Annotated in this window: 1 protein-coding gene; it reads left to right on the top strand. The window is 69.5% G+C overall.

From position 1 onward, the window contains the following. Positions 1–13272: non-ribosomal peptide synthetase (locus AZG88_RS23820; protein ID WP_156517598.1), on the top strand; the 13272-nt coding region annotated here is incomplete at both ends.

Below are 13272 nucleotides of genomic sequence, written 5' to 3'. Positions count from 1 at the left end.
CGCAGCAACCCGGACGGCGATGCCCTCGTCGCACCCGGGCACGGGATCTCCGCCGACACCCTGAGCTACCGCGCCCTGGACGCAGAATCGAACCGCCTGGCGCGACTGCTCGCCGCCATGCAGGTCGGCCCGGAGGTCATGGTGGCGTTGGCGTTGCCGCGGTCGCGGGAGTCCGTCGCCGCAACCTGGGCGGTGGCGAAGGCGGGGGCGGCGTTCGTTCCGGTGGATCCGGGTTATCCGGCTGACCGCATCGCGTTCATGCTGGGGGATTGTGGTGCGCCGATCGGTATCACTACCGCCGCGTTGCGGGAGGGTTTGCCGGAGTGCACGCAGTGGATCGTCCTCGACGACGACGCAGTGGTCGAGGGTCTGGCCTCGTACTCCCCGGAACCCCTGGATGATTCGGACCGCACGGGTGTGTTGTCGGTGGATCATCCGGCGTATGTGATTTATACGTCGGGGTCGACGGGTCGGCCGAAGGGTGTGGCGGTCACGCATCGGGGTGTGGTGAATCTGGCGGCGGATGAGCGGGACCGTCTGGTGGTGTCGTCGGGTTCGCGGGTGCTGCATTTCGCGTCGCCGAGCTTCGATGCGTCGGTGTTCGAGTTGGTGATGGCGGTGTGTGCGGGGGCGACGCTGGTGGTGGCGCCGACCAGTATTTTCGGTGGTTCGGAGTTGGCGGAGTTTGTTGCCGAACACGAGGTGTCGCATGCGTTCTGCACGCCGGCGGCGTTGGCGTCGCTCGATCACCGCGGTCTGGACCATCTGAAGACGGTGGTGGTGGCGGGTGATGTGTGTCCGCCGGAGTTGGTGTCGCGGTGGGCGCCGGGCCGGGTGATGGTCAATGCGTATGGTCCGAGTGAGACGACGATCATGTCGTCGGCGACCGGTCCGTTGGTGCCCGGGCAGCCGGTGAGCGTCGGGTCGCCGACGGTGGGTGTGGACCTGGTGGTGCTGGATCAGCGGTTGCGTCCGGTTCCGGTCGGGGTGCGGGGGGAGCTGTATGTCCTGGGTTCCAGTTTGGCTCGCGGGTATGTGCATCGGGCTGGGTTGACGGCGGGGCGGTTCGTGGCGTGTCCGTTCGGGTCGGGTGGGCGGATGTATCGCACGGGTGATGTGGTGCGGTGGGTGACGGCTCCGGACGGGCCTCCGGTTCTGGAGTTTTTGGGGCGTAGTGATTTTCAGGTGAAGATTCGGGGGTTCCGGATCGAGTTGGGTGAGATCGATGCGGCGTTGGCGGCGCATCCGGTGGTGGAGTTCGCTCACACGGTCGGCTATGGGGACGGGGGTGGGAGCAGTCGTCTGGTGTCGTATGTGTTGCCGGCGCCGGCAACCGACGTCGACACCCGTGCACTCGCCGAGTTCGTGGGGGAGCGGTTGCCGGGGTACATGGTGCCGTCGGCGATCGTGGTGTTGGATTCGTTGCCGCTGACTCCGGCGGGGAAGCTGGACCGTAACGCCCTGCCCGCACCCGTCTTCGCGCGCCGCAGTGAGTTCACGGCGCCGCAGACCCCGGCCCAGCAGGCGATCGCCGCCGTCTTCGCCGACGTGGTGGGCGAGTCGTCGATCGGGCTGGACGACAACTTCTTCGACCTCGGCGGCAACTCGCTGTCCGCCACCCAGGTCGTCTCCCGAGTCGGGTCGGCGCTGGGAACACGCATCTCCGTCCGCACCCTGTTCGACAACCCCACCGTCCGCGAACTCGCGATCGCCGCGCTGTCCGAGACGACGGTCGAGCGGCCCGCCCTCGTCGCCGGTGAGCGGCCCGCGACGATCCCGCTGTCGCCGGCACAGCAGCGGATGTGGTTCCTCAACCAGTTCGACACCACCTCGGCCGCGTACAACATCCCGCTCGCGCTGCGCATGTCCGGCCGGATCGATGTCGCGACCCTGCGTGCGGCGCTCGGCGACGTCCTCGAGCGGCACGAGGCGCTGCGCACCGTCTACCCGGCGACCGAGAACGGGGCGCATCAGGTGATCGTCCCGGTGGAGTCGATCCCCCTCGATCTGACGCCGTCACGCCTGTCCGGTGAAGACCTCACCGGTGCGATCCTGCGGCACGCGTCCGCCGGATTCGACGTCACCACCGACCTCCCGCTGCGGGTCCACCTGTTCCGCGAGAGCCGCTCGGAGCACATCCTGCTGTTCGTCGTCCACCACATCTCGGCGGACGGCTGGTCGTTCATCCCCCTCGCCTCCGATGTCATGACCTCCTACGCGGCACGGACCGCCGGTACCGCCCCGGCCTGGAACGCGTTGCCGGTGCAGTACGCGGACTACGCCGTGTGGCAGCGGACACTACTGGGCGACGAGCACGATCCGCAGTCGCTGGCCGCCGGCCAGATCGCCTACTGGAAGCGAACACTCGCGGGTCTGCCGGATCAGGTCGAACTACCCACCGACCGGCCCCGTCCGCCCGCTCCGTCGAACCGTGGCGGCACGGTACGGCTGGCCCTGGGCGGCGACAGCCACCTGCGTCTGCTGGACGTGGCGCGCACCCACCACGCCAGCCTGTTCATGGTCGTCCACACCGCACTCGCCGCGCTCCTGTCCCGGATCGGGGCAGGCCCGGACGTTGCCATCGGAACATCCGTCGCGGGCCGCGGGGAGCAATCCCTCGACGGACTCGTCGGCATGTTCGTCAACACCCTGGTGCTGCGCACCGACGTGCAACCGGAATCGACGGGCGCCGAACTGCTCGAGCAGGTCCGGCGCGTCGACCTCGAGGCGTTCTCCCACGTCGACGTGCCGTTCGAGCAGCTGGTCGACGCGATCAACCCGACCCGCTCCACCGCGTTCCACCCCCTGTTCCAGGTGGCGCTCGCACTGCAGAACCTGCAGACCCCCACACTCGAACTGCCGGGACTGGACGTATCCGCTCTCGAGATCGAATCGCCGATCGCCAAGTTCGACCTCAACTTCGTGCTCGGCGAACGCCACGACGAGGAAGGGAACCCGACCGGTCTCGATCTCGAACTCGGCTACGCCAAGGACCTTTTCGACGAGGACACCGCGCTGCGGATCGGTGAGTCGTTCCTCCGGGTCCTGACCGGACTGACCCGCGATCCCCGAACCACGGTCGGCGACCTCGACCTGCTCGGCGACGATGCCCGGCTGCGTCTGCTCGCACTGTCACACGGCGCGACACGGGACACGGCGCAGCCCACCCTCGCCGGTCTCCTCGACGAACAGGCACGGACGACACCGGACGCCCCCGCGGTGCTCTGGCGCGACGAGGCGCTGACGTACGCCGAGTTCGATGCGCGGGCAAACCGCCTCGCGCGCAACCTCATCGGCGACGGTGTCGGCCCCGACGTCGTCGTGGCGGTGGAGATCCCGCGTTCGCTCGACCTGCTCGTCGCCGTCCACGCCGTGGTGAAGGCAGGTGGCACCTACACCCCACTCGATCCCGGTCAACCCGAACAGCGCAACAGCGACATCGTCGAACAGTCCGGCGCATCCCTGGTGCTCACGAGCAGCGACCTGCTCCCACGGACCGGGACGACACGCTACGGGGTGCGGGCGGTCGTGCCCGCAGACCCGGACCCGGCAGAGTTCGGCGGGGAGCCGATCCGCGCCGACGAACGGATTGCACCGCTGCGCCCGGACAACACGGCGTACGTCCTCTTCACGTCCGGTTCCACGGGGCGGCCCAAGGGGGTCGCCGTCACGCACGCGGCGATCGCGGCGCAACTCGAGTGGCTGCGTGCGCAGTACGCGCTGAGCACCGCCGACACGATGCTGTTCAAGACACCGGTGACGTTCGACGTGTCGGTGTGGGAATGTTTCGCGCCGCTCGTCTCCGGCGCTCGGCTCGTCGTCGCCGAACCCGACGGGCACCGCGACCCCGAGTACCTCTCGGGCGTCCTCCGCGCACACGGCGTCACCATCGTGCACTTCGTGCCGGCGATGCTGGCGGCCCTGACGTCCGGCCCAGGCCTCGACGATCTGCCGGCGCTGCGACACGTGCTGGTCGGCGGCGAAGCCGTGTCGCCGGAGACGATCGACGACTTCCGGGCGTCCCATCCCGCGGAGATCGACAACACGTACGGGCCTACCGAGGCGGCGGTGACCACCACCTTCTTCGCGGCGCGGTCCGACAACTCCGACACCGTCCCGATCGGTCTGCCCGTCTGGAACACCCGCACCCTCGTCCTCGACGGCCGCCTGCATCCGGTTCCGGCCGGTGTCGCGGGAGAGCTGTACCTCGGTGGAGTCCAGCTCGCCCGCGGATACCTGGGCCGCCCCGACCTCACCGCCGAACGGTTCGTCGCCGACCCCTTCTCCACGTCGGGCGCGCGGCTGTACCGCACCGGCGACCTCGTCCGCTGGCACCCCGACGGCACCCTCGAATACCTCGGCCGCCGCGACCTCCAAGTCAAAATCCGCGGCCACCGCATCGAACTCGGCGAAATCGTGTCGGCACTGCTTCGGCACGAAGACGTGGACCAGGCGATCGTCGTCCCGCATTCGGACCCGCACACCGGCGATCACCTCGTCGGGTACGTCGTACCGCGCCGCGGATTCACACTGGACCGGGACGCCGTTCTCGCCGACGCGGCGGGCAGCCTGCCTTCCTACATGATTCCGTCGCTGCTGATCACGCTGGCGGAACTGCCGCTGACACCGAACGGCAAGGTCGACCAGAAGGCGTTGCCTGCACCGGTGTTCAGTGTGAAGGCGGAGTACACGGCGCCGCGCACCGAGTCGGAACGCATTGTCGCCGGGATCTTCGCCGAACTCCTCGGCGTCCCCCGGGTCGGTGTCGACGACAACTTCTTCGAACTCGGCGGCAACTCCCTGTCGGCCACCAAACTCAGCACCCGCATCGGGGTCGCGACGGGGACACGCATCGCCATCCGCGACGTGTTCGACGCCCCCACCGTCGCGGCCCTGGCCCGGCGACTCGACGGGCACGGTCCGTCCACCGCGATCGCACCCCTGACCGCGGCGGTCCGCCCCGACCGGATCCCCCTGTCACTCGCGCAGCAGCGGATGTGGTTCCTCAACCAGTTCGAAACGTCCTCGCCCGCATACAACCTGCCCGCCGCGGTCCGGCTCACCGGACCGCTGGATACTGCGGCGCTGGCCGCGGCGATCGACGATCTGATCACCCGGCACGAATCGCTGCGGACCGTCTTCCCCGATTCCCGGGGCGGACCGCACCAGGTGATCCTCGAACCAGGAGAGTTCACCCCCGACGTCGCACCGGTCCGCGTGAACGAGACCGGGCTGCGCGCGGATCTCGAGCAGTTCCTGCTGACCGGCTTCGACGTCTCCCAGGCCGTGCCGCTGCGGGTGAAGGTGTACTCGCTCGGCGACACCGAGCACGTGCTCGCTCTCGTCGTCCATCACATCTCCGCCGACGGCGTGTCCATGGAACCGTTGATCCGGGACGTGATGATCGCGTACGCGAGCCGCGCGGCCGGCCAGGCGCCCACCTGGGCGCCGCTGCCGGTGCAGTACGCCGACTACGCGCTGTGGCAGCGGGAGGTGCTCGGTGCCGAGTCCGAACCGGACAGCCTCGCCGCCGCGCAGCTCGAATATTGGACCCGGACACTCGCCGGTGTCCCGGACCAGCTGTATCTGCCGGGCGACCGGGGTAGGCCGGCCGTTCCGTCGCATCGGGGTGCGGCAACGCGTTTCACCCTGGACGCCGACACGCACCGGGCCCTGGCCGAGCTGGCACGCACGCACGGCGCCAGCATCTTCATGGTCGCCCACGCCGCGCTCAGCGTCCTGCTGGGCCGGCTCAGCACCACCTCCGACATCGCCGTCGGCACAGCGATTGCCGGCCGCGGCCGGGTGGAACTCGACGACATCATCGGCATGTTCGTGAACACCCTCGTATTGCGCACGACGCTGGACCCGGGAGCGTCGTTCGTGTCGCTGCTCGAGCAGGCCCGGGACGTCGACCTCGAGGCGTTCGCCCACGCGGACCTGCCGTTCGAGCGGCTGGTGGAGGTTCTGAGCCCGGTCCGCTCCACCTCGCACCACCCGCTGTTCCAGGTGGCTCTCGGCGTGCAGGCGGTCTCTGCCGACGGCCTCGAACTGGACGGGCTGTCGGTGGAACCGCTCACCCTCGACGCGAGCATCGCGAAGTTCGACCTGCACTTCACGCTCACCGAGCGGCTCGACGACGCGGCCGAGGCTGCCGGAATCGACGCCGAACTCGTCTACGCGACAGACATTTTCGACGAGAGCACCGCCGCCGGGTACGCGACCCGGCTGCGGCGGATCTTCGAGGCGGTCGTCGCCGACCCGCAGCGGCCGATCGGTGACATCCCGCTCCTCGGCGACGAGGAATACGCGGCGCTCACCCCGGTGCGCGGCGCCGACGCGCGACCGGTGCAGATCCTGCCCGAGATCCTCGCCGACGCCGTCGCCGCGGCACCCGACGGACCCGCCGTCGTCTTCGAGGGTGAGAGCCTCACGTACCGGGACCTCGACGAACAGTCGAACCAGCTGGCCCGGTTGCTCGTCGACAGGGGAGTGGGACCCGAAACCCGGGTCGCGCTGGCGCTGCCGCGGTCGTTCGAATCCGTGGTGGCCGTCTGGGCGGTGGCCAAGACCGGTGCCGCGTTCGTGCCCGTCGACCCCGGCTATCCCGCAGACCGCATCCTGCACATGGTGCAGGACTCCGGGGCGATGGTCGGGATCACCGTGTCCGCGAAACAGGCTCTCCTCCCGGACTCGATCCGGTGGATGTTCCTCGACGACCCGGCGCTCGAGGTGCGCTGCACCCACGAATCCCGGTTGCCGGTCACCAACCGCGACCGCATGCGGCCGATCCTGTCCGACCAGGTGGCCTACGTCATCTACACGTCGGGGTCCACCGGCCGGCCCAAGGGGGTCGCGATCACACATCGCGGTCTGATGAACCTGGTGACCGACGAGCGTGAGCTCCTCGGGATCACCTCCCGTTCGCGGACACTGCATTTCGCGTCCCCGAGCTTCGACGCCTCGGTGTTCGAGATGCTGATGGCACTCGGCGCGGGAGCCACGATGGTCATCGCCCCGCCCACGATCTTCGGCGGATCGGAACTCGCGGAACTGCTCGCTGCCGAGCACGTCACCCATGCGTTCTCCACTCCGGCGGCGCTGGCGTCGGTGGATCATCACGGGCTCGACGACCTCGCCGTGGTCGTGGTCGCCGGTGACGTGTGCCCGCCGGAACTGGTCGCCCGCTGGGCGCCCGGGCGTCGCATGGTCAACGCGTACGGCCCCAGCGAGGCGACGATCATGTCGTCCATCACCGAACCCCTCCGCGCCGGCGAACCGGTCACCATCGGCGGCCCGAGCCGCGGAGTGCGGGCACTCGTGCTGGACGGCCGGCTGCGTCCCGTGCCGGTGGGTGTGCCGGGCGAACTGTACGTCGGAGGCCCGAGCCTCGCCCGCGGCTACCTCGGACGGCCGGGACTGACTGCCGAACGGTTCGTCGCCGACCCGTACGGCGAGCCCGGCGACCTGATGTACCGCACCGGCGATCTCGTCCGGTGGCGGGAGAACCGCGTCCTCGATTTCGTCGGCCGCACCGACCACCAGGTGAAGATCCGCGGATTCCGGATCGAACTCGGCGAGATCGACGCCGCGCTCACCGCACACCCGCAGATCGAGTACGCCACCACGATCGGATACGAGCACCCGAACGGGGAGACCTCCCTCGTCGCGTACGTGCTGCCGTTCACCGGTGAGGACGTGGACCGGGTCGAGGTCGCGAATTTCGTCGGGCGCACCCTGCCCGCCTACATGGTTCCCGCCTCCGTCACCCTCCTCGACGCCCTGCCACTCACCCCGGCGGGCAAGCTCGACCGGGCTGCGCTGCCCGAGCCGATCTTCGCCGCCGCGGCCACCACATTCGAGGCACCGCGGAACCCGATGGAGGTGATCGTCGCCGGCATCTTCGCGGACATCCTCGCGTTGCCCGAGATCGGCATCCACGACAGCTTCTTCGATCTCGGCGGCAACTCGCTGCTCGCCACCCAGGTGGTGTCGCGGATCAACGCTGCACTCGACGTCCACGTCGGGGTCCGTGAAGTGTTCGAGTCGCCGACCGTCGCCGCGCTCGCGGCACGCATTACCGAGACCACCACCCACGGTGTGCGACGCCCCGCGCTGACGGCGAGGCCCCGGCCCGAACACATTCCGCTGTCGCTCGCCCAGCAACGGATGTGGTTCATCAACCAGTTCGACACCGCATCGCCCGCCTATAACCTGCCGGTCGCGCTGCGGCTGTCGGGCGAGGTGGACCTGCGTGCCATGCAGATCGCGATCGCCGATCTCGTCGGGCGGCACGAGGCGCTGCGCACCGTCTATCCCGACTCCGCTGACGGCCCGCACCAGGTGATCGTTCCCGCCGGGGACGCGGTGCCCGACCTGACGCCGGTGGCGGCGCACCCTGACGACGTCCTCGAGCGGGTGCTCGCACTCGTCACGACGGGCTTCGACGTGACCGCGGATGTGCCCCTGCGGGCGCGGATGTACCGCGTCGGCCCCGACGACTACGTGCTCGTGATGGTCGCCCACCACATCTCGGGCGACGGCTGGTCGCTCGCCCCGCTGGCCCGCGACGTCATGCTCGCCTACACCGCCCGCGCCGAGGGACACGTTCCCCGCTGGACGCCGCTGCCGGTGCAGTACGCCGACTACAGCCTGTGGCAGCGGGAACTCCTCGGCGACGAGGCCGATCCCGAATCGGTCGCCGCCGCTCAGATCGCCTACTGGACCCGCACGCTGGAGGGTCTGCCGGATCGGCTGTCCCTGCCGACGGACCGTCCCCGCCCCGCGGTCGCGTCGCACCGGGGGGCGCACGTGCCGTTCACCATCGACGCCGGCACCCACCGCGCCCTGCTGGCGCTCGCGCGCGGCCGGAACACCTCCCTGTTCATGGTGATGCACACCGCGCTCGCGGTACTGCTCGCCCGACTGAGCAACGAGTCCGACATCGCCGTCGGCGCACCCATCGCCGGCCGCGGTGAGGAATCCCTCGACGAACTCGTCGGCATGTTCGTGAACACCCTGGTACTGCGCACCCACGTGGACCTCTCCAGTTCGTTCGCGGACAGCCTCGCCGACGCACGCTCTACCGATCTGAGTGCGTTCGCGCACTCCGACATTCCGTTCGAGCGCCTCGTCGACGTGCTGAACCCGGCCCGGTCCCGCGCGCACCACCCGCTGTTCCAGGTCGCGTTCTCGTTCCAGAACCTCGCCACCACCACACTCGAACTTCCCGGGCTGCACGTCGAGGGACTCGACGTGCCGAACACGATCTCCAACTTCGATCTGCACCTGACACTGTCGGAGAAGCATGACGCCGACGGGTCCCCCGATGTGATCGAGGCTCAGTTCACCTACGCCACCGACCTCTTCGACGAATCGACCGTGCGGGCATTCGCGGAACGCTTCACCCGCGTCCTCGAGTCGGTCGTACAGGATCCGGACGTGGTGGTCGGCGCCATCGACCTGCTCGACGGTCCCGAACGGCAGTCGGTGCTCGCCGAATTCAACGACACCGGCGTCGATCTGCCGCCGACGACGCTCGCCGAACTGTTCTCCGCCCAGGTGGCGCGCACACCCGACGAGGCCGCCGTGTTCTTCGAGGGCACCGAACTGACGTACGCAGAGTTCGACCGCCGTGTCGACGCGCTCGCCCACCGGCTGATCGATCGCGGAGTGGGGCCGGAATCCGTGGTGGGACTGGCGATGAACCGGTCGATCGAACTGCTGGTCGGGATGTACGCGGTGCTGCGGGCCGGCGGCGCGTACCTGCCGATCGATCTCACCCATCCGGCCGACCGGCGCGCCTACGTGCTCGAGACCGCCCGCCCGGTGTGCATCCTCACCACATCCTCGGACGGGTTCGCCGCCGAGCCCGTCCCGGTCATCGAGATCGACACCCTCGACCTCACCGCCTCACCACATCAACCGGTGACCGATGCGCATCGCCTCGCCCCGCTGCGGCCGGAGAACACGGCGTACCTGATCTTCACGTCCGGGTCCACCGGCCGACCCAAGGGTGTCGCCGTGACGCACGCCGCCATCGCGAATCAACTCCGCTGGAAGCAGCACGAATACCCGCTCGACGCCACCGACGCCGTCGTGCAGAAGACCCCCGTCACCTTCGACCTGTCGGTGTGGGAACTGTTCTGGCCGCTGACCTCGGGCGCCCGACTCGTCATCGCCCGCCCGGACGGTCACCGCGACCTGGCCTACCTGGCGGACCTGATGCGTCAGCAGCGCGTCACGACAGCACATTTCGTGCCGTCCCTACTGGAGGCCTTCCTGGCGACCCCGGGTGCGGGGCAGCAGCCGGCCCTGCGGCGGGTGCTGTGCATCGGCGAGGCGTTGCCCGCCGACACCGCGGCACGCTTCCGTCGCCGGTTCGGGACCGTCTCGCTGCACAACCTGTACGGGCCCACCGAGGCCGCCGTGTCCGTGACCGCCTGGACACACACCGCCACCGACGTCGACACCGTTCCCATCGGCCGACCCGAGTGGAACACGCACGTGTTCGTGCTGGATGCCCGCCTGAACCCGGTCCCCGTCGGGGTGGCGGGTGAGCTGTACCTGGCCGGCGACCAGCTGGCGCGCGGCTACGTCGCCCGCGCCGATCTGACCGCCGAGCGCTTCGTGGCCAACCCCTTCGGCGCACCCGGTTCACGGCTCTACCGCACCGGTGACGTGGTGCGCTGGCGCGTCCGGGACGCGAGGGCGACCCTCGAATACCTCGAGCGCTCCGACTTCCAGGTGAAGGTCCGCGGGTTCCGCATCGAACTCGGCGAGATCGAGTCCGCACTGATGTCGAGCACGGGGGTGGGCCAGGCCGTCGTCGTCGCCCACCAGCACCCGCACACCGGGACCGCCCTGGTCGCGTACGTGGTCCCCGAGGACGGCGCCACCGTCGACTCCGCCGCGGTTCTGGCCGAGGTCGGCGCCCTGGTGCCGAGCTACATGGTGCCCGCCGCCCTCGTCGTGCTCGCGCAACTGCCCCTGACCTCGAACGGCAAACTCGACCGCAAGGGCCTTCCCGTGCCCGACTTCGCCTCGGCAACAGTCGAATACCGCGCTCCCGCGACACCCACGGAGGAATCGGTGGCCGCCGTGTTCGCCGACGTGCTCGGCGTCGAACAGGTCGGTACCGCCGCGAACTTCTTCGACCTCGGTGGCAACTCCCTCGTCGCCACCCGGGTGGTCGCCCGGCTGTCCGAACGACTCGGGCGCCGCGTGGAGATTCGAAGCCTGTTCGAGGCTCCCACGGTCGCCGCCCTTGCGGCACTGCTGGATTCGATCGACGCGACAGTACCCGCCCGCCCGACGCTGACGCCGGCCGTGCGTCCCGAACGGATTCCGCTGTCGTCGGCGCAACACCGGATGTGGTTCCTCAACAGGTTCGACCCGAACTCGGCGGTGCACAACATTCCCGCGGCGGTCCGGCTGTCGGGCGCGCTGGACGTCGACGCACTGCAGCACGCGGTCGCCGACGTCGTCCGCAGACACGAGTCACTGCGGACGGTGTACCCGGACTCCGCGGAAGGCCCGCACCAGGTGATCCTGCCCACCGACCGGGAGGGGGGCGAACTGTCCGTCGTCGCGACGGACGAGGCCGCGCTGCCCGCGCTGATCGCCGCCCTGGTGACCACCGGATTCGACGTCACCACGGAGGTTCCGGTGCGGGTGCGGATCTTCCGCATGTCCCCGACGGAGCACGTTCTCGCCCTGGTGGTCCACCACATCTCCGGCGACGGCTGGTCGATGGCGCCGATGGTGCGCGACGTGATGACGGCGTACGCGGCGCGGTCGGCGGGCACGACGCCGGACTGGGCGCCGTTGCCGGTGCAGTACGCCGACTACGCACTGTGGCAGCGGGCGCTTCTCGGCGACGAGACCGATCCCGAATCGGTTTCGGCACGGCAACTCGCGTTCTGGACGCGCACCCTCGCGGGCGCACCGGATCAGCTGGACCTTCCCGCCGACCGCCCGCGTCCCGCGGTGGCGTCGTACCGGGGCGGCACCGTCGACTTCGCCGTGCCGGCCGACCTGCACGGCACACTCCTGGCTGCGGCGCGGGACGCGAACGCGTCCCTGTTCATGCTCGTGCACTCGGCGCTCGCGGTGCTGCTGAGCAGACTCTCCGGCACCGGGGACATCGCCATCGGCACCCCCGTCGCGGGACGTGGCGAACGCGAACTCGACGACCTGATCGGCATGTTCGTCAACACGCTGGTCCTGCGGCACCAGGTCGACGGAGGCAAAACCTTCGCCGAACTGGTCGCCGACGTGCGCGAGACCGATCTCGCCGCCTTCTCCCACGCGGACGTTCCGTTCGAGCGCCTCGTGGAGGTGGTCAATCCGTCGCGGTCCACCGGGCGGCATCCCCTGTTCCAGGTGATGCTCACGTTCCAGAACCTCGACCAGACGACCCTTCGACTGGGTGACCTGTCGGTGAGCGGCGTCGACTTCGATGTCGACATCGCCAAGTTCGACCTGCAGCTCACCCTGATGGAGCAGTTCGACTCGGAGGGAAGTCCGGACGGGATCGCGGCCCGCCTCACGTACGCATCCGACCTGTTCGACGAGCCGTCCATGCACGTGTTCGGACAGCGGTTCCTGCAGATTCTGCGCGCGGCCACCGACAGTCCGGACACCGCGGTCGGCGACATCGACGTCCTCGGCGACGGCGAACGGAAGCAGATCGCCGGTACCAACGCGACATCGCACGACGTGCTCGCCGGGACGCTGGCGTCGCTGTTCGACACGACGGTCGCGGCGGACCCCGACCGGATCGCGGTGGTCTTCGACCGGGACGAGTTGACGTACGCCGACTTCGACGCCCGCGTGAACAGGCTGGCACGCCGGCTGATCGAGCAGGGCGTCGGCCCCGAGTCGGTGGTGGCGGTCGCGATGCGCCGGTCGATCGATCTGCTCGCCGCGATCTACGCCGTCGTGAAGGCCGGTGGCGCCTACCTGCCGGTGGATCCGGACCATCCGGCCGAGCGCACCGCGCATGTCCTCGACACCGCACAGCCGGCATGTGTGCTGGTGAGCGGCGCCGGACTCGCCGGCGGCGGATCGGTCCCCGTCATCGACGTCGCGTCCGAGGACGTCTCCGGCTTCGACAGCTCGCCCGTCACCGATGCAGACCGGCTGTGGCCGCTGTCCCCGGCGAACACGGCGTACGTGATCTTCACGTCCGGGTCGACGGGCCGGCCCAAGGGGGTCGCCGTCACCCATGGTGCGATCGTGAACCGCCTGCTGTGGATGCAGCACGAATAC

The sequence above is a fragment of the Rhodococcus sp. LB1 genome, assembly GCF_001583455.1.
Lineage (GTDB): Bacteria > Actinomycetota > Actinomycetes > Mycobacteriales > Mycobacteriaceae > Rhodococcus_F > Rhodococcus_F opacus.
The sequence above is the reverse complement of the archived record's forward strand: the minus strand, read 5'-3'. Positions and strand labels throughout refer to the sequence as shown.